The sequence below is a fragment of the Paracoccus angustae genome, from assembly GCF_042648745.1.
Taxonomy (GTDB): Bacteria; Pseudomonadota; Alphaproteobacteria; order Rhodobacterales; family Rhodobacteraceae; genus Paracoccus; species Paracoccus angustae.
Window position 1 is genome coordinate 76,740 of record NZ_JBHRXY010000008.1, and the last position, 20,882, is coordinate 97,621.

The 20,882-nt window shown below is 69.2% G+C and carries 18 protein-coding genes; 8 read left to right on the forward strand and 10 right to left on the reverse strand.

Going from position 1 to position 20,882, the window contains the following annotated elements; genetic code table 11:
- Positions 1-149 precede the first annotated feature (149 nt).
- The 6 genes from ACFOM8_RS11795 to fsa form a co-directional block, all read right to left on the reverse strand.
- Positions 150-1,022, reverse strand: a complete 873-nt coding sequence (locus tag ACFOM8_RS11795; RefSeq protein WP_377761540.1) for a 50S ribosomal protein L11 methyltransferase — start codon at positions 1,020-1,022, stop codon at positions 150-152.
- On the reverse strand, positions 1,022-1,597 hold the full coding sequence (msrA, locus tag ACFOM8_RS11800) for a peptide-methionine (S)-S-oxide reductase MsrA (RefSeq protein WP_377761542.1): 576 nt from the start codon (positions 1,595-1,597) through the stop codon (positions 1,022-1,024). The genes ACFOM8_RS11795 and msrA overlap by 1 nt, the downstream gene beginning before the upstream one ends.
- 62 nt (positions 1,598-1,659) lie before the next feature.
- The gene (locus tag ACFOM8_RS11805; protein ID WP_377761703.1) at positions 1,660-2,439 is read right to left on the reverse strand and encodes a dienelactone hydrolase family protein; all 780 of its coding nucleotides are present in this window, start codon (positions 2,437-2,439) and stop codon (positions 1,660-1,662) included.
- Positions 2,440-2,505: 66 nt separating this feature from the next.
- Positions 2,506-3,405: a tyrosine recombinase XerC gene (locus ACFOM8_RS11810; protein WP_377761705.1), complete on the reverse strand. Its 900-nt coding sequence runs from the start codon at positions 3,403-3,405 to the stop codon at positions 2,506-2,508.
- A 26-nt stretch (positions 3,406-3,431) separates the two neighbouring features.
- Positions 3,432-4,127, reverse strand: a complete 696-nt coding sequence (locus ACFOM8_RS11815) for a DUF484 family protein (protein WP_377761544.1) — start codon at positions 4,125-4,127, stop codon at positions 3,432-3,434.
- Positions 4,128-4,143: 16 nt separating this feature from the next.
- Positions 4,144-4,800: a fructose-6-phosphate aldolase gene (gene fsa, locus ACFOM8_RS11820; RefSeq protein WP_377761546.1), complete on the reverse strand. Its 657-nt coding sequence runs from the start codon at positions 4,798-4,800 to the stop codon at positions 4,144-4,146.
- A 98-nt stretch (positions 4,801-4,898) separates the two neighbouring features.
- On the opposite strand from fsa, the gene ACFOM8_RS11825 reads away from it, so the two are divergent.
- Complete coding sequence (locus ACFOM8_RS11825) at positions 4,899-7,118, forward strand: primosomal protein N' (protein WP_377761548.1); 2,220 nt, start codon at positions 4,899-4,901, stop codon at positions 7,116-7,118.
- Positions 7,119-7,529: 411 nt separating this feature from the next.
- Here the strand turns inward: ACFOM8_RS11825 and ACFOM8_RS11830 are convergent, their stop codons facing one another.
- The 3 genes from ACFOM8_RS11830 to ACFOM8_RS11840 all read right to left on the reverse strand — a co-directional run bounded on the left by ACFOM8_RS11830 (position 7,530) and on the right by ACFOM8_RS11840 (position 10,299).
- Positions 7,530-8,468 (reverse strand): lytic transglycosylase domain-containing protein, encoded by a 939-nt coding sequence (locus ACFOM8_RS11830; protein WP_377761549.1) that lies wholly within the window; start codon positions 8,466-8,468, stop codon positions 7,530-7,532.
- A gap of 13 nt (positions 8,469-8,481) precedes the next feature.
- A complete protein-coding gene (locus tag ACFOM8_RS11835) occupies positions 8,482-9,330 on the reverse strand; it encodes a hypothetical protein (RefSeq protein WP_377761551.1) in 849 nt (282 codons plus the stop codon).
- Positions 9,331-9,450: 120 nt separating this feature from the next.
- A complete protein-coding gene (locus ACFOM8_RS11840; protein WP_377761553.1) occupies positions 9,451-10,299 on the reverse strand; it encodes a L,D-transpeptidase in 849 nt (282 codons plus the stop codon).
- Between the two features lie 336 nt (positions 10,300-10,635).
- Here ACFOM8_RS11840 and ACFOM8_RS11845 point away from each other — a divergent pair, with 336 nt between their 5' ends.
- The 5 genes from ACFOM8_RS11845 to dxs are packed head-to-tail and all read left to right on the forward strand — an operon-like array spanning position 10,636 to position 16,258.
- Positions 10,636-12,282, forward strand: a complete 1,647-nt coding sequence (locus ACFOM8_RS11845) for an MFS transporter (RefSeq protein ID WP_377761555.1) — start codon at positions 10,636-10,638, stop codon at positions 12,280-12,282.
- Complete coding sequence (locus tag ACFOM8_RS11850) at positions 12,282-13,202, forward strand: histone deacetylase family protein (protein WP_377761557.1); 921 nt, start codon at positions 12,282-12,284, stop codon at positions 13,200-13,202. The genes ACFOM8_RS11845 and ACFOM8_RS11850 overlap by 1 nt, the downstream gene beginning before the upstream one ends.
- Entirely contained in the window at positions 13,199-13,435 is a 237-nt protein-coding gene (locus tag ACFOM8_RS11855) for an exodeoxyribonuclease VII small subunit (RefSeq protein ID WP_154764573.1), read from the forward strand. Before ACFOM8_RS11850 ends, ACFOM8_RS11855 begins: the two co-directional genes overlap by 4 nt.
- On the forward strand, positions 13,435-14,295 hold the full coding sequence (locus tag ACFOM8_RS11860) for a polyprenyl synthetase family protein (protein ID WP_377761559.1): 861 nt from the start codon (positions 13,435-13,437) through the stop codon (positions 14,293-14,295). The genes ACFOM8_RS11855 and ACFOM8_RS11860 overlap by 1 nt, the downstream gene beginning before the upstream one ends.
- Before the next feature lie 46 nt (positions 14,296-14,341).
- Positions 14,342-16,258, forward strand: a complete 1,917-nt coding sequence (gene dxs / locus ACFOM8_RS11865; RefSeq protein WP_377761561.1) for a 1-deoxy-D-xylulose-5-phosphate synthase — start codon at positions 14,342-14,344, stop codon at positions 16,256-16,258.
- Positions 16,259-16,531: 273 nt separating this feature from the next.
- Here dxs and clpB read toward each other — a convergent pair whose 3' ends face one another.
- Positions 16,532-19,171, reverse strand: a complete 2,640-nt coding sequence (clpB, locus tag ACFOM8_RS11870; RefSeq protein WP_377761563.1) for an ATP-dependent chaperone ClpB — start codon at positions 19,169-19,171, stop codon at positions 16,532-16,534.
- Positions 19,172-19,329: 158 nt separating this feature from the next.
- On the opposite strand from clpB, the gene pyrF reads away from it, so the two are divergent.
- A complete protein-coding gene (gene pyrF, locus ACFOM8_RS11875) occupies positions 19,330-20,013 on the forward strand; it encodes an orotidine-5'-phosphate decarboxylase (RefSeq protein ID WP_377761565.1) in 684 nt (227 codons plus the stop codon).
- A 49-nt stretch (positions 20,014-20,062) separates the two neighbouring features.
- Positions 20,063-20,785, forward strand: coding sequence for a DUF998 domain-containing protein (locus ACFOM8_RS11880; RefSeq protein ID WP_377761567.1), 723 nt, complete (start codon positions 20,063-20,065; stop codon positions 20,783-20,785).
- The last annotated feature ends 97 nt before the right edge of the window (positions 20,786-20,882 follow it).

The following is a 20,882-nucleotide window of genomic DNA, read 5'->3' on the forward strand; positions in this document are numbered from 1 at the left end:
TCATGTATATGCCATCCGCGACATGCGATGGCCCGGCTTAGTGTCGTCGAAGGAACATCTGAAGCCGAAAGGAGACAGAAGGCCGAAAGAAAGACGCTTGCCTGCCCTAGATAGCAAAAGGCAGGCGCGTTTTCAAGGCCGGTATGGCGTCACGCGGTCCGCGCCATCGTCAGGGCAGACCAATCCGCCAGATCGTCGCGCCGGTCCAGCGCGAAGCCCGCGTCGCGATAAACCCCGATCACCTCGTCCGCCTGGGTGGTCAGGATCCCCGACAGGATGATCCGCCCCCCCGGCGCGACCATCGCCCCCATCTGCGGCGCCAGGTCGATCAGCGGCTGCTTGAGGATGTTGGCCAGCACCAGGTCGTAAGGGGCGTTGTCCTCCAGCATCTGGTGGGCAAAGCCCGCGGCCTCGATGCAGATGACGCGACCGTCCAGCCCGTTGGCGATAACGTTGGCCGCCGCCGTGTCTACGGCAACCGCGTCGATGTCGCTGGCCAGCACCGTGACCGGCCACAGGCGTGCCGCCGCCATCGCCAGAACGGCGGTGCCGCAGCCGATGTCGACGACGCGCTGCGGCCGGAAGCCCTGGATCGCCAGCCGGTCCAGGGCTTCCAGGCAGCCCTTTGTGGTGTTGTGATGGCCGGTGCCGAAGGCCATCGCGGCCTCGATGCACAGCGCCTCGACCCCCTCGGGAACGGTGTCCGCATCGTGGCTGCCGTGAACGTAGAACCGGCCCGCGCGCACGGGCGTCAGTTCGCGCTTCACATGGGCGACCCAATCGACATCCGGCACCTGCGAGATCGCGAAGGGATTGGCGCCATGGGCGGCGGCCAGAAGGGCCAGGGCGATGTCGTCGGGCGTCTCGGTGAAGTAGACGCCCACTTCCCAGCGGTTCGACCCGTCTTCGATCTCGAAGACGCCGCAGCCCACGGGTTCGGGATCCAGATCCTCGCAGGCCTCGGCCAGGGCTTCGGCGGCCTGGCGGCCTTGGACATGGGTCAGGGCGGAATAGGTGGTCATCAGATCGGATCCGGGTTGGGCAGGGAAGCCTCTACCCCGGTGCCCTTCAGGCCGCAATAACCGTCGGGGTTCTTGTGCAGATACTGCTGGTGCGCCTCGTGCGCGGGCCAGAACGGGCCGGGGCCGATGATCTGCGTGGTGATCTTGCCGAAGCCCGCCACCGCCAGGCGGTTGTCATAGTCGATCCTCGAGGCCTCGGCCGCCGCCTGCTGGCTGTCGGTGAAGGTCATGATCAGGCTGCGATACTGGCTGCCCACGTCGTTTCCCTGCCGGTCGCCCTGGGTCGGATCGTGGTTTTCCCAGAACAGTTGCAGCAGATGGTCATAGCTGATCTTGGAGCTGTCATAAACGACGCGCACGACCTCGGCATGGCCGGTGGTGCCGGTCTTCACCTGGTCATAGGTGGGGTTTTCCACCGTGCCGCCCGCAAAGCCCACCTGGGTCAGCCAGATGCCGTTCTGTTCCCAGAACAGCCGCTCGACGCCCCAATAGCAGCCCATCCCGAAGATCGCCTGGTCCAGGCCCTGCGGAACGGGGCCGTCCAGGGGGCGGTTGAAGATCGCATGTGTGGTCATGGTGACATCCTTCTGATCAGGCAGACCAAACGCCGCAGGGCGCGGCGTGGTTCGGCGTCCGGTCAGCCAAGGCCGTGGCCCGCCATCCAGTCCAGGCAGTCCTCCGCCAGCCAGGGACCGATCGCGTAATACCAATGGGTGTGGCCGGCGATTGCGATCATGTCGGCGGGGTGGCCTGCGGCGGCCAGGGCCTCGGTCGTGGCGCGGGCCCGGGCGGGCGGGAACAGGTGATCGCCCGCGCCGACGTAAAGGCGCATCGGCACGGATGCGGCGGCGGGGGCCCGAACCGCATCGGCGGGCAGGGCCGCGCCATGGGTCGCGACCGAGCGCCACGGCCCCGGCAAACGGTTGGCATAAAGCTGCGCCAGCATCCCGCCCGAGGAATGGCCGAACATCGCCACCCCGTCCGGCGCAAGATCCGCGCGCCCGGCGGCGGCGTTCAGCGCGGCGATCAGCAGGTCCGGCGGATCGGTTTCGGGCGACCAGCCCTGGCCCAGGGCATCCGGCGCGATCAGCACCACGTTGCCGCGGTCCGCCGCGGCCCGCCACATGTCCAGCATCGACCGGCCCGTCCGCCCGGCGCCGTGCAGCAGCAGGATCGACCGGCGCGGGCCGCTGTCGCCCTGCGGCACGTAAACGCGGACCTGCCGCCTCTGCCCGCCGTGATCCAGAAACAGCGTGTCGCCGATCCCGGCGGGTTCCGCATAGGCGGGATCGGCGCCGACGCGCGGAACGCCTGGCGGATAGGGGATGTATTCGACGCGGGCCGGGTCGGCATGGCCCGGGCGGGCCAGGGCGGCGGCGGCCATGGCGGCGATGAACCGCCTGCGGTGGGAAAGCATGATCACCTTTGGGAAACAGGGCCTTGCGGCAATCCTGCGGCATTGCCGGGGCGCCGTCCAGAGAGCTTATCCCCGCGGATGCGCCGCCTGGTAGACCGCCATCAGATGCGCGTCGTCGACGCCGGTGTACACCTGCGTTGTGGACAGGCTCGCATGGCCCAGAAGCTCCTGGATGGTGCGCAGGTCGCCGCCTGCGGCCAGCAGATGCGTGGCAAAGGAATGGCGCAGCGCGTGCGGCGTGGCGGTGGGCGGCAGGCCAAGCGCCGCCCGGGCCTTTTGCATCGTCGCGTCCATGACCGAGGTCAGCAGCCGCCCGCCCCGCACGCCCCGGAACAGCGGCCCGTCGGGAACCAGCGGCCAGGGGCACTGGCGCAGGTAATCGGCCACGGCCTGCCGGGCGACGGGCAGAACGGGGACATGGCGCTGGCGTCCGCCCTTGCCGGTGATGAGAAGGCTGTCGCGGAACGGCCAGTCGGCGCCGTTCAGGTTCAAGGCCTCGGAGATGCGCAGCCCGCAGCCCCAGAGCAGCGTCGTCACCGCCAGATCGCGCGCCGCGACCCAGGGCGTGTCATGCTGCACGGCGATCATATCCAGCGTTTCGCGGGCCTGGTCGGGCGTCAGCGGGCGGGGCAGGGACCGGGTGTATTTCGGGCTGCGGGTGGACAGCGCCGCGGACAGGTCATAGCCCTCGCGGTCCGACATCCAGCGCAGGAAGCTGCGCACCGCCGATTGCCTGCGCGCCAGCGACCGCGCGCCCAGGCCGCGCGCGCGTTCGGCGGCGGCGAATGCCCGCATGTCGGTCTGGCGCAGCCCGGCCAGCGATTTCGGCGTGGCGGGCTGCCCGTGATGGCCGCCCAGAAAGGCCAGAAAGGCCAAAAGATCGCCGCGATAGGCGGTGATCGTGTGGTCCGACCGGTCGCGGGTCGCGGCCTCGACCTCCAGCCAGCGGGCCAAGGCATCGGCCATGGCCGGGGCAAGGGCCAGCGGCGGGGTCACGGCCGCAGCCGGGACAGCAGCACCAGCCGGAAGACCTGCGCGAAAAAGCGCAAAAGGTCGGTGCCGTGCGCGGGCATGAAGCGCCCCTTGTCGGCGCTGCCCATCAGCAGCATGGCCCGGGGGCGGCGGGCGCCCAGGTCGATGGGCAGCAGCGCCTCGGACGCGATGGCCCGGCCATGCATCAGCTGCGTGACGGGCGAGGCGGGGCGCAGCACGATGTCGTCGCCCCTGGGGGTGCGCCGCCCGGCCGCGACGATCCGGCCGATGGCGCCCTCGGGCACCAGGACCGCATCCTCGGGCAGGCCGGGGATGGCGGGGTCCGGTTCGACCACGAGGCGCAGGGTTTCGATGCGCAGAAGCGGCGCGATGTCCGATTGCAGGCTGTCCACCAGTTCCGCAAGATCGGCCGATTCGAGCAGGCCGATCACCGCGCGGTGGATGACCGCCGTGCCCGACTGGTTGTCGAAAGCCGCGGCGATCACGCTTTCATGCTGGGTTTCCAGCCGGTCGAGCCGCGACTCGAGCGCCTCCATCGCGCGCCCGCGGATGTCGATCACGTTGTCGCCGATCTCGGATTCGCGGGCGGCGACAAGGGCGCGCATCAGGTCGCGGTCGGTCAGGATGGCGCCGGGATCGGCCAGCAGCTTGTCGCGTGTTTCGGGGTCCAGCCCCGCCTGCTGTTCCGATGCCATGCCTGTCCCCTTTGCACTATCCGCCGATCTTCTGACCGGTCTTGGCCCAATCGGCAGTGAACTGCTCAAGCCCCTTGTCCGTCAAGACATGCTTTGCCATCGACTTGATGACGGCGGGCGGCGCGGTGATCACGTCGGCGCCGATCTTGCCCACCTCGACGATGTGGTTCACCGACCGGATCGAGGCCGCGAGGATCTGGGTTTCATACCCGTAGTTGTCGTAGATCTCGCGGATGTCGGCGATCAGGTCCACGCCGTCCAGGCCGATGTCGTCCAGGCGGCCGACAAAGGGGCTGATGAAGGTGGCGCCCGCCTTGGCGGCCAGGATGGCCTGGGCGGCGGTGAAGCACAGCGTCACGTTGACCATGTGGCCTTCGTCGGCGAAGGTCCGGCAGGCCTTCAGCCCGTCCCAGGTCAGCGGCACCTTTATGGCGATGTTGGGCGCGATCTGCGCCAGGTGGCGGCCTTCGCGGATCATGTCCTCGGCCTTGTCGGCCACGACCTCGGCGCTGACGGGGCCGCTGACCATCTCGCAGATCTCGCGGGTGACTTCCTCGATGTTGCGTCCGGCCTTCAGGATCAGGGAAGGGTTGGTGGTCACGCCGTCCACCATGCCCAGTTCGTTCAGCTCGCGGATGGCATCCACATCGGCGGTATCGAGAAAGAATTTCATGGCCTGACTCCATAAGCGGTTCGGGGCGGTGATAGCGCAAAACCACGCGCGCCGAAAGGGCGGGCTTGCAACGCGGGCGACGCAAGGCTTTATCAAGGATGATGAAAACCCCGCCTGCCTTTTATCCCGCCCGGTCTTTTCCGGGGGGCGCCCGGATCGCCGTCCTGACGGTCGAGCCCGTGGGCGTGCTGGACTATCTGGCCCCCGAGGGCGGCGTGGCCCAGGGCCAGCTTGTGCTGGTGCCGCTGGGGCCGCGCCGGGTTCTGGGCCTGGTCATGGGCGAAGGCGCGGGCGACTTCGACCTGGCCAAGCTGCGCCCCGTGGCGCGCGTGCTGGACGCGGAACCCTTCGACGCGCGGTTTCTGGAGTTCCTGACCCGCGCCGCCGATTACACGCTGACCCCCTTGCCGCTGATGCTGCGCATGGCGACCCGCGCGCCCGATCTGGACCAGCCCCCCGCCGCGCGCCGCGCGATCGTGCCGGGCGGCGACCCCCCCAGCCGGATGACCGAGGCGCGGGAGCGGGTGTTGCAGGTGCTGGCCGATCACGGCGGGGCAGGCTTCGCGCCGTCGGAACTGGCGCAACTGGCGGGCGTCGGCACGGCGGTGGTCAAGGGCCTGGTCGCGGCGGGAACGCTGGCCGAGGTGGAAGCGCCGCGCGACCTGCCTTATCCCCGGCTGGACCCGTCCCGGCCCGGCAAGCCGCTGGACGCGGACCAGCGGGCGGCGGCGGATGCCCTGCGCGACGCCGTGCGAACAGGCGGCTACGCCACCACCCTGCTGCGCGGCGTCACCGGATCGGGCAAGACCGAGGTTTATCTGGAAGCCGTCGCCGAATGCCTGGCGCGCGGGCGGCAGGCGCTTGTTCTGCTGCCCGAGATCGCGTTGTCGGCGGAATTCATCGACCGGGTCGAGGCGCGCTTCGGCGCGCGTCCCGGCGAATGGCACAGCGGCATCACCCGCACGGAGCGCCGCCGGTTGTGGCACATGGCCGGGCGCGGGGACGTGGGCCTGGTCGTCGGCGCCCGGTCGGCGCTGTTTTTGCCCTTCCGCGACCTGGGCCTGATCGTCGTCGACGAGGAACACGACAGCAGCTACAAGCAGGAGGATGTCGTCTACTACAGCGCCCGCGACATGGCGGTGCTGCGCGCCTCCATCAACGGGGCGCAGGTGGTTCTGGCATCGGCCACGCCCAGCCTGGAAAGCTGGGTGAACGCGGGCACCGGAAAATACCGGCGGCTGGACCTGCGGTCGCGCTACGGCACGGCGGAACTGCCCGACATGGCGGCCATCGACCTGCGGGCCGAGGAGATGCCGTCGGGGCGCTGGATTTCGCCCACGCTGGCGGCCTCGGTCGAATCGCGGCTGGCCAAGGGGGAACAGTCGCTGCTGTTCCTGAACCGGCGCGGCTATGCGCCGGTGATGCTGTGCCGGGCCTGCGGCGAGCAGATCGCCTGCCACCAATGCGACGCGCGGATGGTGGAGCATCGTTTCCAGAACCGCCTGATCTGCCACCAATGCGGCGAATCGCGGCCCATTCCGCTGGCTTGCCCGTCCTGCAAGGTCGAGGGCAAGCTGGCCCCCATCGGGCCCGGCGTGGAACGCATCGCGGAAGAAGTCGCGGCCCGTTTTCCCGACGCCAAGGCCACGGTCCTGTCATCCGACCTGTTCCATTCGGCGCGTGCGCTGAAGGAGACCATCGCGGACATCGCGAATGGCGACACCCAGATCATCATCGGCACGCAGATCGTCGCCAAGGGCCACAACTTTCCGCGCCTGACGCTTGTGGGCGTGATCGACGCCGACCTGGGCCTGCAAGGGGCGGACCTGCGCGCGGCGGAACGCAGCTTTCAGCTGATGCGGCAGGTGGCGGGACGGGCCGGCCGCCAGGGAGGAGCCGCGCCGGGGGTGGCGATGCTGCAAACCCACCAGCCCGACCACCCGGTGATCCGGGCCATCCTGGGGGGCGAGGATGAGGCCTTCTGGAACGCCGAGGCCGCAGGCCGCCAGGCCACGGGAATGCCCCCGTTCGGGCGCTTGGCGGGAATCATCCTGTCCCATCCCGATCTGGGGATCGTGACCGGCTTCGCCCGCCATCTGGCCGCCCACGCCGAACCGTTGGAACAGGCGGGCGCGCAGTTATGGGGACCGGCCCCGGCCCCCATCGCGCGCATTCGGGGCCGCCACCGGGTGCGGATGCTGATCCACGCCCCGCGTCAGGCGCCGATCCAGGCCGCCATCGCCGACTGGCTGGCCCCGCACAAGCCGCCCACCAACCTGCGGCTGTCCGTGGACATCGACCCGCAGAGTTTCTTGTAGCCGTCTGTCTGCCTCGGAACGATTGTGGATCCGTTTGCCTTCGTCCCGCCCTGGATATGGTTGATCGATCAGGCTGCCATGCGCATTGCGATAGCGATCGGCAAGGCCCGGAACACCGGCCCTCGCCCCGGGCATCACGGCCTTGCCCGCATCCGCCGGCGATTTCCGCGCATCCCTCGGGGCAGGCCATGTCGCCGGCGGCCAGCAAGCCCGGGCGGAAAGCCTCGGCCCCTTGAGGCCTTCGTGCCCAAGGCAGCCGCCCGAACGGATGAGTGATCCCGAAAGCGATCTTCAGCATGGCGGCGCGACGGGAACGGCCGAAGGGCTTTCCAAGGGAAGCCGGCGAGGATTTCCCGAGCGGGCGCTTTTCGAGGCCCTGGCCTTGTTCGTGCCGTGGGGATCAATGCAGCATCAGTTCCTCAGCACGATGCAGCGTCCGCCCAATTGCTTGAAGCGGTTGCAGAAGGCGGCGGCCTCGGCCTTGCTGTCCCAGCCGATCTGGGCGGTATAGACGGCGCGCGGCATTCCCGTCAGGCGCTTGCGGACATAGCCCACCTGCTTGTCGCCCAGGATCGGGCGCAGGCTGCGGTTCAGGCGGGCGACCTGTCGCGAGGCACCCGACTGGCTGGGATGGCTGGCCACGATCACGCCCCAGGGAAAGACCTTGGGCTGGACCATGAACTCGCGCAGCTTGCGCTCGCCCGCCAGCTTCTCGCAGGCGGGGCGGAACGCTAGGTCGGGATCCAGCGCCAGCTTCAGATCGCTGACGGGAGGCGGGTTGTCGCGCCAGCGCAGCGCCTCGAAGCCGGTGATGGCCGCAACATAGTCCTGGGTTTCGTAAGGCAGGCCGCCGTTCTGGCCGACAAAGCGGGCCGCGCGGTTCTCGCCGCCGTTATAAGCCACGGCGGCAAGGCCGATATTGCCGAAGGCGTCGGTCAGATGGCGCAGATACCAGGCCGATTTCGCGATTGCCTGCGCGGGGTTGAAGGGGTCCTTCAGGTCGTAAAGCTCGGCCGTGCCTGGCATGAACTGGGCGATGCCAAGCGCGCCCACGGGGCTGACCGCCCCCGGCTCGAACCGGCTTTCCTTCCACAGAAGGCGGGCCAGGAAATTCGGATCCAGCCTGTGTTCAAGGGCGCTTTGCTCGATCAGCATGCAGACATCGGCGACATAATGATCCAGCCGGATGCAGCGGCGCCCGTCATCGGTGCAGCGGACCTGTTCGGACGGCTGCGGCGCGGGGTCCGGCCCCGTCTCGGGCGAGGCCTGGGCCGCCGAGGCGGCGATCAGCAGGGCAAGCCCGATCAGGCGGGCCAGGACGCGGCGGAGGGAGCGGACAAAGGGCGTCATCACCGCAGGGTCTTCATGTGCCGTCGGACGACTTGGCCTTGTCCGCCTTGCCCTTCTTGTTCTTGCCCGCTTTCTTGCCGGACGCCTCGCGCTCGGCCTTGCGGGCGGCCTTTTCGGCCTTGCGGGCAGCCTTTTCGGCCTTGCGGGCAGCCTTGCGGGCCTCTTTCTCGGCCTCTTTTGCGGCTTTGCGTTCCGCCTTTCGCGCGGCCTTGGCGTCTTCCGGGGTCACGGGCGCGGCAGGCGCCGGTGCCGCCGGGACCAGGGGGTCCGGGGCCGGTCCGGGGGCCGCTTTCGGCGCGGGCTTGGGATCGGCGGCGGGCCTTGCCTCGGCCTTTGCGGCGGGCTTTGCCGCCGTCTTGTCGGCAGCGGGCTTTGCCGCGGTCTTGTCGGCGGCGGGCTTTGCCCCGGTCTTGGCCACCCGGCGCGATCCGGTGCGCAGGTCGGCCTTGCGCGTTTCGGCCTTGGCCCGGCCGGCAGGCTTGCGGGCGGGCGAGGCAGGGGCGCGCTTGGCCGCCTTCGGGGGCGCGGCGGGCTTGACGGCCGTAGCCTCGGCCGGGGCGGCGGGCTTGGCCGCCTCGGGCTGCGGGGCGGGCTGCGGGGCGGGCTTGGCCCCGGACGCCCGGGCGCGCTTGCGCTGTTCGGCATGAACGCGGCGCAGCGCGGAAGACAGCAGTTCCCGGGCGGACACCTGGCCGCTGTCGTCCACCGGGGCGGCCTGGTCCGCCGCCGCCGTCAGATCCGCCACAAGCCCGGCCAGCGCCTTGTCGTCCAGTCGCGCCAGGGCCGCGCCGCGGCTGTTGCGGGTCAGGGCGCGTTGTTCATCCGTCAGCAGTTCCTGTTCCAGCCTGGTATAGTTGGGCATCGCTGTTCCCTCGGCGCTCGCCTGATTTTTGCGGCGGATGTTGAAAGAGATTTTCCGGTTTTGCAAACGGAAAGGCCCCGGGATCACCCGAGGCCAGAACCGTCGTCCGGGGGCCGCGCCTTACTGAACGGCGCTTTCCACCGGCGAGATCGTCGTGACCGGCGCGCTGGCCGGGGTCGAGACCGTGGTCACCGCGTAAGGGTCGGTGACCTGCGACGCCGGTCCGGCCGCCGACGGCGCGGCCATCGCGGTTTGCGCCTGGTTCGCGGGAACGACATAGCCTTCGGGCGTCTCGGTCATGGGGCCTTCCAGGCTGATGCTTTCGGCCTGGGTGCGGACATGGACCGTGGTGCCGGTGTCCACCTGGGAAAACAGGTCCATGACATCCTGGTTGAACATGCGGATGCAGCCCGCCGAGGTGGCCTTGCCGATGGACGACGGGTCCATCGTCCCGTGGATGCGGTAATAGGTGTCGCGCCCGCCTTCATAAAGATACAGCGCCCGCGATCCCAGGGGGTTGTGCATCCCGCCCGACAGCCCGCCCGCGAACTGGGCATACAGGTCGGGCTGCGTGCGGATCATGTTGTCGGTGGGCCGCCACGAGGGCCAGGCGGCCTTGCGCGCGATGGTCGCGGTCCCGGCATAGCCGGTGCCCGCCCGGCCCACGGCCACGCCGTAGCGCATCGCCTGGCCGCCCGGCTGGACGTGATACAGCACGCGCGCATAAGGATCGACCACGATCGTGCCCGGCGCCTCGGGGCCGTTGTAGGGCACCTGCTGGCGCTGGTTGCGCTCGTTCAGATAGGCGGCGCGGACGGCGGGGATCTGGACCGGCTGTCCGTCGGGGCCGGTATCCATGCGCGCCTGATAGGCTTCGGGCACCGTGGGATTGGCCAGCGTGACCGGCTGGCTGCTTCCACATGCGGCAAGCCCCAGGGCAACCGCCGTGAACAGGGTAACGAGACGCATCATCATCTTCCTTCATGGCGCTGCGGCAGCACGGGCGGATCCGGCGCCGTCAGCGTGTAATTCCTCTTGATCACGCCCGGCGGCAAGCCGGCGGTGATTCGCGCAGGGTTTATCAGCCCGTCGCAATCCCCGGCGTCAAGCCTTGCGGCCCGGTCCGGCAGACAGCGATGCCAGTGTTGTGGCGAAAGGGCGGCAGTCCGTTCAAGATTGGCTGACGGGGGAACAACTTATCGTTTGCTTTGGTTTCATCTGCGCCGCAAGGCCCTTGTCCCGATCGCGATTGCACCGTGCCGCCCCCCTGGCTAGGCTGCACGCAAAGCCAGAGCGACCGTTCCCGTGACCGACCAGACAGCATCCCGGCCTTCGTCCCCTTCCGCGCTTGCCCCGTTCCGGTATCCCGATTTCCGCCTGCTGTGGGGCGCGACGCTGGTGTCGAACTTTGGCGGGCTGGTGCAGGCGGTGGGCGCGGCCTGGCTGATGACGCAGCTGACCGACAGCGCCACGCTGATCGCGCTGGTGCAGGCCTCGAACACGCTGCCGATCATGCTGCTGGCGCTGGCCTCGGGCGCGCTGGCCGACATCTTCGACCGCAAGGCGATCCTGATGTTCGCGCAATGCTTCATGGCCGCCGTGTCGCTGGCCCTGGCGGTCGTGGCCTGGCAGGGCTGGCTGACGCCCTGGCTGCTGCTGGCCTTCACCTTTCTGATCGGGGCGGGGCAGGCGCTGTACAATCCGCCTTGGCAGGCCAGCATGGGCGACCTGGTGCCGCGCGCCGACCTTCCCGCCGCCGTGACGCTGAATTCGGTGGGCTTCAACCTGATGCGGTCGGTCGGCCCGGCGGCGGGCGGCTTTATCGTGGCCGCGTTCGGCGCGGCGGCGGCGTTCGCCGTCAACGCGGCCAGCTATGTCCCGCTGCTGGGCGCGCTGTTGCGCTGGCGTCCGAACATCGCCCCCCGCACCGCCCCGCCCGAGGCGTTCCTGCCCGCCGTGGCCGCGGGCCTCCGCTATGTCCTGCTGTCCCCCAACCTGATGAAGGTCATCGGGCGCGGCGCGCTGTTCGGCTTTGCCGCCGTGTCGGTGCTGGCCCTGCTGCCGCTGGTCGCCAAGTCCCATCCCGAGGGCGGCTCGATGCTGTTCGGGGGCCTTTTGGGCTGCTATGGCGTGGGCGCGATCGCGGGGGCCGCGCTGAACCCCCGCATCCGGGCGCGGTTCGACAATGAAAACATCGTGCGCATGGCCTTTGCCGGGTTTGCCCTGTCGGCCATCGTGCTGGGCCAGACGCAGGCCGTCTGGCTGCACGCGCTGGCGCTGCTGCCCGCCGGGGCGTCCTGGGTGCTGGCCTTGTCGCTGTTCAACGTCACCGTGCAGCTTTCCACCCCCCGCTGGGTCGTGGCGCGGGCGCTGGCGTTGTATCAGACCGCGACCTTTGGCGGGATGGCGGCCGGATCCTGGGTCTGGGGCGGGGTCGCGGGGGCGCATGGGCTGGACCGGGCGCTGACGGCGGCGGGCGTCGTGCTGCTGGCGGGGGCGGCTGTCGGCTTCTGGTTCAAGGCGCCCGAGTTCGGCACCGCCGACCTGGACCCGGCGAACCGCTTCCGCGAACCGGCGCTGCGGCTGGATCTGCGCGGCCGGTCGGGACCGATCATGGTGATGGTCGATTACCGCATCGACCAGAAGGACGTGCCCGAGTTCCTGCGCCTGATGCAGAAGCGCCGCAACATCCGCCGCCGCGACGGGGCGCGGAACTGGGCGCTGCTGCGCGATCTGGAACATCCCGACCTGTGGACGGAAAGCTATCACATCGCCACCTGGGACGAATATGTCCGCCACAACCTGCGCCGCACGAAATCGGACGCGGAAATCACCGTGGCGCTTCGCGCCCTGCACCGCGGCGAGGGCGATCCCCTGGTCCACCGCATGATCGAACGCCACAGCGTCGGCCCCGAGGACGACCTGCCCCTGATCGGCAAGATGGAGGTCTGATGACCACGGCCCTGTTCACCCATCCCGACGCGGAACGCCACATCACGCCCTCAGGCCACCCGGAACAGGTGGCGCGATACGCCGCCGTGACCGACGCTCTGGCCGGCCTGGATCTGGACCGCCGGGAAGCCCCTCGCGCCGACGAGGCCGACATCCTGCGCTGCCATCCCTTGCGCTACCTGGACCGCATCCGCGCCGCGATCCCCGGGGAAGGCTGGCAGATGCTGGACGCCGACACGCATCTGTCGCCCGGCAGCCTTGATGCGGCCCTGCGCGGGGCGGGCGGCGCGGTCGCGGCGGTCGATGCCGTGCTGGCGGGCGAGGCCGCCAACGCCTTTGTCGCCATGCGCCCGCCCGGCCATCATGCGGAACGCGAAACGCCCATGGGCTTTTGCATCTTCGGCAACGCCGCCATTGCGGCCAAGCGCGCCTTGGATCGTCACGGGCTGGACCGCGTGGCGGTGCTGGATTTCGATGTGCATCACGGCAACGGCACCCAGGATTTGCTGTGGGACGAGCCTCGGGCGTTTTTCGCCTCCACCCACCAGATGCCGCTTTATCCCGGCACGGGCGCGGCGACCGAGCGGGGCGCGCACGGGCAGATGATGAACGTGCCCCTGCGGCCCGGGTCGGACGGGGCGGCGGGGCAGGCGGCCTGGCGCGGCATCCTGGCCCGCTGCCGGGACTTCGGGCCGCAGCTGGTGATCGTCTCGGCGGGCTTCGACGCCCATGCCGCCGATCCGCTGGCGCAGCTCGACTGGGACGACGCCGATTTCGCCGCCGTCACGCGCATGATCTGCGACATGGCGGCGGATCTGTCGGCCCCGGTGGTATCCTGCCTGGAAGGTGGCTATGATCTGGCCGCCCTGGGCCGGTCCGTCCGCGCCCATCTCGACGTGCTGCTGGAGGCCGGACAATGAACGACATCGCGACCATGAGCTTCGAGGAAGCCATGAAGGAACTGGAGGCCACGGTCGGCAAGCTGGAAACCGGCGACGCGTCCCTGGACGAATCCATCCGCCTTTACGAACGCGGCGCCGCCCTGCGCCAGCATTGCGAGAAACGCCTGCGCGAGGCCGAGGACCGGGTGGAAAAGATCACCCTTGCGGCCAATGGCCAGCCCACGGGAACGGAACCGGCCGAGGGGCTGTGATGCAGGACCGATTGGGGGCGGCGAAGGCGCAGGTCCAGGCCGCGCTGGATGCGGCCGTCGGCGCCCTGCCCGCGGGCGAGCTGCGCGACGCCATGGGCTATGCCTGCGCGGGCGGCAAGCGCATCCGGGCCTTTCTTGTGATGGAATCCGCGCGCCTGCATGGCGTTCCCGACGCCGCCGCGCTGCCGGTCGCGGCGGCGGTCGAGGCGCTGCACGCCTATTCCCTCGTCCATGACGACCTGCCCGCGATGGACAACGACGACCTGCGCCGGGGCCTGCCCACGGTGCATGTGAAATGGTCCCAGGCCACCGCGATCCTGGCGGGCGACGCGCTGCAATCCCTGGCCTTTGGTCTGCTGGCCGATCCTGCCGTCGGGGATGCCGCGACACGGCGCCTGGTTGCGGCCTTTGCCCAGGCGGTGGGCGGGGCGGGAATGGTCTGGGGACAGGCGCTCGACATCGCGGCCGAAACCGCCGCCGCGCCGCTGACGCTGGAGCAGATCACCGAACTGCAAGGCGGCAAGACCGGCGCGCTGATCCGTTTCGCCGCCATGGCCGGGCCGCTGATCGCGGATGCCGATCCCGCGCCGCTGGCGGCCTATGCCGATGCGGTGGGCCTCGCGTTCCAGATCGCCGACGACATCCTGGACGTGACCGGCAACGAAGACGTGACCGGAAAGCGCGTCGGCAAGGACATGGCGGCGGGCAAGGCCACCTTTGTGTCCCTGCTGGGCCTGGACGGCGCGCGGGCCGAGGCGGCGCGTCTGGCCGCCGCCGCCGACGCGGCCCTTGCGCCCTATGGCGAGGCCGCCGGAAACTTGCGCCATCTGGCGCGTTTCGTTATCGAACGCGACACCTGAACGACGCACAAGCCCGCCCCGCAACGCCTTTCCGAAGGGCCAGCCGATGACCGACCTGACCAAGACGCCGATCCTAGACCGGGTCAAGCTGCCCTCGGACCTCAAGGCGCTGAGCGACCGGGAGCTGCGCCAGCTTGCCGACGAACTGCGGTCCGAAACGATCAGCGCGGTCAGCGTCACTGGGGGGCATCTGGGCGCGGGCCTGGGCGTGGTGGAACTGACCGTGGCGCTGCACGCGGTGTTCGACACGCCGCGCGACAAGATCATCTGGGACGTGGGCCACCAGTGCTATCCCCACAAGATCCTGACCGGCCGGCGCGACCGCATCCGCACCCTGCGCATGGGCGGGGGCCTGGCGGGCTTCACCAAGCGCGCGGAAAGCCCTTACGACCCGTTCGGGGCGGGCCATTCCTCGACCTCGATCAGCGCGGCTCTGGGCTTTGCCGTGGCGCGCGATCTGGGCGGCGACGGGGGCGACGCCATCGCGGTGATCGGCGACGGCGCCATGAGCGCGGGCATGGCCTTCGAGGCGCTGAACAACGCGGGCCATCTGGGCAAGCGGCTGATCGTGGTGCTGAACGACAACGAGATGTCCATCGCCCCGCCGGTGGGCGCGCTGTCGTCATACCTGACCAGCCTTTACACCCGCCGCCCGTTCCAGGATCTGAAGGCCGCCGCCAAGGGCGCCGTGGGCCTGTTGCCGCCGCCCATCCAGGAAGGCGCGCGCCGGGCCAAGGAAATGCTGAAGGGCATGGCCGTCGGCGGGACATTGTTCGAGGAACTGGGATTTTCCTATATCGGCCCCGTCGATGGGCACGATCTGGAGCAGTTGCTGCCGCTGTTGCGCACGGTCAAGTCGCGCGCGACCGGTCCGGTGCTGATCCATGCGGTGACGAAAAAGGGCAAGGGCTATGCCCCGGCGGAAAACGCCGCCGACCGCGGCCATGCGACGGGCAAGTTCGACATGGTGACGGGCGTCCAGGCCAAGGCCAAGTCGAACGCGCCCAGCTATACCGCCGTTTTCGCCCGTGCCCTGATCGACGAGGCCGGGCGCGACGACAGGATCGTGGGCATCACCGCCGCCATGCCGGACGGCACGGGGCTGAAGCAGTTCGCCGAACGCTTTCCGCGCCGAACCTTTGACGTGGGCATCGCCGAACAGCACGCCGTGACCTTCGCGGCGGGGCTGGCGGCGGGCGGCATGAAGCCCTTTTGCGCGATCTATTCGACCTTCTTGCAGCGCGGCTATGACCAGGTGGTCCATGACGTGGCGGTGCAGGGTCTGCCCGTGCGTTTCGCCATCGACCGCGCAGGGCTGGTGGGCCAGGACGGGCCGACCCATGCGGGCGCCTATGACATCGCGTTTCTTTCGAACCTGCCCGGCATGGTGGTGATGGCCGCCGCCGACGAGGCGGAGCTGGCGCACATGGTCGCCACCGCCGCCGCCCATGACAGCGGCCCCATCGCCTTCCGCTTTCCGCGCGGCGAGGGCACCGGGGTCGAGATGCCGGAACGCGGGCAGGTGCTGGAAATCGGCAAGGGCCGCATCGTCCGCGAAGGCAAGAACGTCGCCCTGCTGTCCTTCGGCACCCGCCTGTCCGAAGCGCAGAAGGCCTGCGAGGCCCTGGGCGCGCGCGGCATTTCCCCGACGATCGCGGATGCGCGCTTTGCCAAGCCCCTGGACCGCGATCTGATCCTGCGCCTGGCCGCCACCCATGACGCGCTGATCACGCTGGAGGAAGGCGCGGTCGGCGGCTTCGGCAGCCATGTCGCGCAGCTTCTGTCGGATCAGGGGGTGTTCGATCGGGGCCTGCGCTTCCGGTCCATGGTCCTGCCCGACCGCTTCGTCGATCACGACGCGCCTTTCGCGATGTATGACAGCTCGGCCCTGAACGCCGCGCATATCGAGGCAAAGGTGCTGGAGGTGATGGGCATCGCCCAGCTGGCGGGCAGAACCGCCTGATCCGGGTTTGCCGCGAAAGCGGGCAGGCTGCCGCACGGTTCCGCATCGGCGCCGTTTTCCCCGCGTTGCGGAACGGTGTTGGGACGCTGCCGCTGAAACCCGCCGGAATTGGGGGCATCATGGGGACATGGGGCGGGCGATCGCCCCGGTTCTCCCGAAACCGGCGGCGCCAGCCGCCGAAATCCGCCAGGGACGCGCCCCCTCCTCCCTGCGAAGTCTCTGGCGGCCTTCGGGAACGAAAAAGGCGCGGGCCATCGCCCGCGCCTTTGTGTCTCAGTGAACGGTCGCTTCGGGGCGCGGGCCTTCGCCGACGGCCCCCAGCTTGTGGCCCGCCTGGCCCAGGCGGCTGCCGACGATCAGCCCGTCCGGTCCGGCGCTGACATGAACCGTCTGCCCGTCCAGAACCTCGCCCGACAGCAGCAGTTCGGCCAGGGGATCCTGCAAGGCCCGCTGGATCACGCGTTTCAGCGGACGCGCGCCGAACACCGGGTCGTAGCCCTGGTCGGCCAGCCATTTGCGCGCCGCGTCGTCCAGATCCAGCGTGATCTTGCGTGCCGCAAGACGCTGTTCCAGCCGCCGCAACTGGATGTCGACGATCCCGTCCATGTTGGCCCGCGAGAGCCGCCGGAAGATGATGATCTCGTCCAGACGGTTCAGGAACTCGGGCCGGAAATGCGCCCGGACCGCCTCCATCACCTGCTGGCGGGCGTCGGTCGAATCGGCGCCCTCGGGCAGATGCGACAGCGCCTGCGACCCCAGGTTCGAGGTCAGGATGATCAGCGTCTGCTTGAAATCCACCGTCCGGCCCTGGCCGTCGGTCAACTGCCCGTCGTCCAGCACCTGCAACAGCACGTTGAACACGTCCGGGTGCGCCTTTTCGACCTCGTCGAACAGGATCACCTGATAAGGACGCCGCCGCACGGCCTCGGTCAGCACGCCGCCCTCGTCATAGCCGACATAGCCCGGGGGCGCGCCGATCAGCCGGGCCACGGAATGCTTTTCCATGAACTCGGACATGTCGATGCGGACCATGGCGCTGTCGTCGTCGAACATGTATTCGGCCAAGGCCTTGGTCAGTTCGGTCTTGCCGACGCCGGTGGGGCCCAGGAACAGGAAGCTGCCCAAGGGGCGGTTCTCGTCGTTCAGGCCCGCCCGCGCGCGGCGGACGGCGTTGCTGACGGCCACCACGGCCTCCTGCTGGCCGATGACGCGGGCACCGATCTGCTCCTCCATCTTCAGAAGCTTCTCGCGCTCGCCTTCCAGCATCTTGCTGGTGGGAATGCCGGTCCAGCGTTCCACGACCTCGGCGATCTGCTCGGGGCGCACGGCTTCCTCGACCATCAGCCCGTCCGCGCCGCCGTTCTCGGCCTCGGCCAGCTTCTTTTCCAGGCCGGGGATGATGCCATAGGACAGTTCCCCCGCGCGGGCCAGGTTGCCCTCGCGCTTGGCCTGGTCCAGTTCGGCGCGGGCGCGGTCAAGCTGCTCCTTGAGGCTGCGGGAACTTTCCAGCTTGTCGCGCTCGGCCTGCCAGCGGGCGGTCATCTCGGCGCTGCGCTGCTGCAACTCGGACAGATCCTTTTCCAGCCGTTCCAGCCGGTCCTTGGAGGCCGCGTCGTCTTCCTTTTTCAGCGCCTCGGCCTCGATCTGCATTTGCAGGATCTGGCGGTCAAGCTGGTCCAGTTCCTCGGGCTTGCTGTCCACCTCCATGCGCAGCCGGCTGGCGGCCTCGTCCACAAGGTCGATGGCCTTGTCGGGCAGGAAGCGGTCGGTGATGTAGCGGTGCGACAGCGTGGCGGCGGCGACCAGGGCCGCATCGGAAATGCGCACGCCGTGATGCAGTTCGTATTTCTCCTTGATGCCGCGCAGGATCGAGATCGTGTCCTCGACCGTCGGCTCCTCGACCATGACCGGCTGGAAGCGCCGGGCCAGGGCCGCGTCCTTCTCGATGTACTTGCGGTATTCGTCCAGCGTGGTCGCGCCGATGCAATGCAGCTCGCCCCGCGCCAAGGCCGGCTTGATCAGGTTCGCGGCATCCATCGCGCCATCGGTCTTGCCCGCGCCGACCAGCACGTGCAATTCGTCGATGAACAGGATGATCTCGCCCGCGGCGTTCTCGATCTCCTTCAGGATCGCCTTCAGCCGTTCCTCGAACTCGCCCCGGTATTTCGCGCCCGCGATCAGCGCGCCCATGTCCAGCGCCATCAGCCGCTTGTCGCGCAGGGATTCGGGCACGTCGCCATCGACGATGCGCAGGGCCAGGCCTTCGGCGATCGCGGTTTTCCCCACGCCGGGCTCGCCGATCAGCACCGGGTTGTTCTTGGTGCGGCGGCTCAGCACCTGCATGGCGCGGCGGATTTCCTCGTCCCGGCCAATGATCGGGTCGATCTTGCCGTCGCGCGCGGCCTGAGTCAGGTCGCGGGCGTATTTCTCCAGCGCCTCATAGCTGTCCTCGGCGCTGGCGCTGTCCGCCGTGCGGCCCTTGCGGATGTCGTTGATGGCCGCGTTCAGCTTCTGCGCGGTTACGCCGCCTGCGGTCAGCGCATCGCGGGCGCTGGTGTTGACCATGGCAAGCGCCATCAGGATGCGCTCGGCGGGAACAAAGCTGTCGCCCGCCTTTTTGGCGACCTGTTCGGCCTCGTCCAGCACGCGGACCAGGCTGGGATCCACGTAAACCTGATTGTTGCCGCCCTTGACCTTGGGCAGCTTGCCCACGGCCGCATCGACCGCTTCCTTGACGCGGCGGGGATCGCCGCCCGCGCGGGCGATCAGGTTCGACGACAGGCCCTGGTCGTCGTCCATCAGCGCCTTGAGCAGATGTTCGGGCACGACCCGCTGGTTTTCCTCGCGGATCGCGATGGTCTGGGCGGCCTGCATGAAGCCGCGCGACCGCTCGGTGAACTTTTCCATGTTCATCGGCAATATACTCCTTCCACTAGCCCCCGTGTCGCGGGCACCCTGATGCGGCGCGCCCCGGTCCGGGTCTTCGACTATCATCTGGTAAGTCTTGCGGCGCTTTCAAGCCATCCGGCGATGTGCCATAACGCCGCGATTTCAGGGACAAGGATGGCAGCATGGATGACCGGCTGATCGTGGCGCTGGACGTGCCGAACGCGGTGGCGGGGCTGGATCTGGCCGAGAGGCTGGGCGATGCCGTGGGCTTCTACAAGATCGGCCTGGGGATGCTGACCGGCGGCGGGCTGGCGCTTGCGCAGGAACTCAAGGGCGACCACGGCAAGCGGATCTTCCTGGACATGAAGCTGTTCGACATCGGCGCCACGGTGGAGGCCGCCGTGCGCGGGCTGGCGCGCTTCGATCTGGATTTCCTGACCGTGCATGGCGACCCGCATGTGGTGCGCGCCGCCAAGGAAGGGGCGGCCGGGTCCAACCTGAAGATCCTGGGCGTGACGGTCCTGACCTCGCTGGAGCGGTCCGACCTGGACGCGGGGCTTATCCGGTCGGGCGACATCCACGACATCACCGTGGAGCGCGCCGCCCGCGCCTTTGACGCCGGGGCAGACGGCATCATCTGTTCCCCAAGGGAAGCGGCGGCAATCCGCGCCCTGCCGGACGCGCGGTTGATCGTGACGCCGGGCGTGCGCCCGTCCGGCGCGGCCCTGGGCGACCAGAAGCGGGTGGAAACCCCTGCCAGCGCCATCGCCGCCGGGGCGGATCACATCGTTGTCGGCCGTCCGATCTGGCAGGCCGCCGACCCGCGCGCAGCCGCGCAGGCCATTGTCGCGGAAATGCGCGGCTGATTGACCCGTCCCGCCATCCGCGCCACCTTGGACCGCAGGGGGGGGCATCATGGCGGACGACCGCGGAATTTCGCAAAAGGCGCATAACGACCTGGTGTTGTCCTTTCTGGCCGTGCGGCGGGCGATCGGAACGCTCGGCTTCTTTCTGCCGGTGGCGCTTCTGGCTTATGGCCTGCTTGACGGCAGACTGCTGACCAGCATCTCCGCCGCCTATTACACGCCCATGCGCGAGGTTTTCGTGGGCACTCTGATCGCGCAAGCGGTGTTTTTGTGGAGCTACGAGGGCTTTCGCCCCGATGCGGGCGACCTGATCACGGACAAGGGCACGGCGCGGGTGGCGGCGGCGGCCATCGCGCTGGTGGCGCTGGTTCCGACCGGTCCTGCCGAAAAGGCCGAAGCCGGGGCCGATCCCGCCTGCACGCTGCTGCAATGCGCCCTGGGGCCAAGCCTGGCGTCGCAGGTGCATCTGGGCGCGGCTGCGGTGTTCTTCGGGGCGCTGGCGGTTTATTGCCTGGCGCTGTTCACGAAAGGCGCGGTCGACGGGGCGGAAAAGGACGCCTCGAACCGGATCTATCGCCTGTGCGGCTGGACCATCATCGTCAGCATCGGCCTTGTGGGGGTGCTGTTCGTGACCGGGCTGGAAAGCCGCCTCGCGGCGCTGCGCCCGGTCTTCTGGCTGGAAACCGCGGCGACCTTCGCCTTTGCGACAAGCTGGATGGTCAAGGGCGACGCGCTGCGCCCCTTGGTGCGCGGGGTGGCGGCGCTGCGATGAGCCCTGCGACCACCCGCGGAACTGCGGAACCGCGCGGAGATGGGCGGCGAAATCCGCCAAGGGCGTCATCCGCCCTTCCTGTCCCTTGTTCCCGAAG

Excerpts from the sequence above, each read along its gene's own strand:
- ACFOM8_RS11810 (WP_377761705.1), bottom strand. The coding sequence starts at position 3,405 with ATGGCCGATGCCTTGGCCCGCTGGCTGGAGGTCGAGGCCGCGACCCGC.
- ACFOM8_RS11835 (WP_377761551.1), bottom strand. The coding sequence starts at position 9,330 with ATGCCCAACTATACCAGGCTGGAACAGGAACTGCTGACGGATGAACAA.
- ACFOM8_RS11795 (WP_377761540.1), bottom strand. The coding sequence starts at position 1,022 with ATGACCACCTATTCCGCCCTGACCCATGTCCAAGGCCGCCAGGCCGCC.
- pyrF (WP_377761565.1), top strand. The coding sequence starts at position 19,330 with ATGGATGACCGGCTGATCGTGGCGCTGGACGTGCCGAACGCGGTGGCG.
- clpB (WP_377761563.1), bottom strand. The coding sequence starts at position 19,171 with ATGAACATGGAAAAGTTCACCGAGCGGTCGCGCGGCTTCATGCAGGCC.
- ACFOM8_RS11830 (WP_377761549.1), bottom strand. The coding sequence starts at position 8,468 with ATGACGCCCTTTGTCCGCTCCCTCCGCCGCGTCCTGGCCCGCCTGATC.
- ACFOM8_RS11815 (WP_377761544.1), bottom strand. The coding sequence starts at position 4,127 with ATGGCATCGGAACAGCAGGCGGGGCTGGACCCCGAAACACGCGACAAG.
- ACFOM8_RS11860 (WP_377761559.1), top strand. The coding sequence starts at position 13,435 with ATGCAGGACCGATTGGGGGCGGCGAAGGCGCAGGTCCAGGCCGCGCTG.
- ACFOM8_RS11850 (WP_377761557.1), top strand. The coding sequence starts at position 12,282 with ATGACCACGGCCCTGTTCACCCATCCCGACGCGGAACGCCACATCACG.
- dxs (WP_377761561.1), top strand. The coding sequence starts at position 14,342 with ATGACCGACCTGACCAAGACGCCGATCCTAGACCGGGTCAAGCTGCCC.
- ACFOM8_RS11805 (WP_377761703.1), bottom strand. The coding sequence starts at position 2,439 with ATGCTTTCCCACCGCAGGCGGTTCATCGCCGCCATGGCCGCCGCCGCC.
- ACFOM8_RS11840 (WP_377761553.1), bottom strand. The coding sequence starts at position 10,299 with ATGCGTCTCGTTACCCTGTTCACGGCGGTTGCCCTGGGGCTTGCCGCA.
- ACFOM8_RS11880 (WP_377761567.1), top strand. The coding sequence starts at position 20,063 with ATGGCGGACGACCGCGGAATTTCGCAAAAGGCGCATAACGACCTGGTG.
- ACFOM8_RS11855 (WP_154764573.1), top strand. The coding sequence starts at position 13,199 with ATGAACGACATCGCGACCATGAGCTTCGAGGAAGCCATGAAGGAACTG.
- ACFOM8_RS11825 (WP_377761548.1), top strand. The coding sequence starts at position 4,899 with ATGATGAAAACCCCGCCTGCCTTTTATCCCGCCCGGTCTTTTCCGGGG.
- fsa (WP_377761546.1), bottom strand. The coding sequence starts at position 4,800 with ATGAAATTCTTTCTCGATACCGCCGATGTGGATGCCATCCGCGAGCTG.
- msrA (WP_377761542.1), bottom strand. The coding sequence starts at position 1,597 with ATGACCACACATGCGATCTTCAACCGCCCCCTGGACGGCCCCGTTCCG.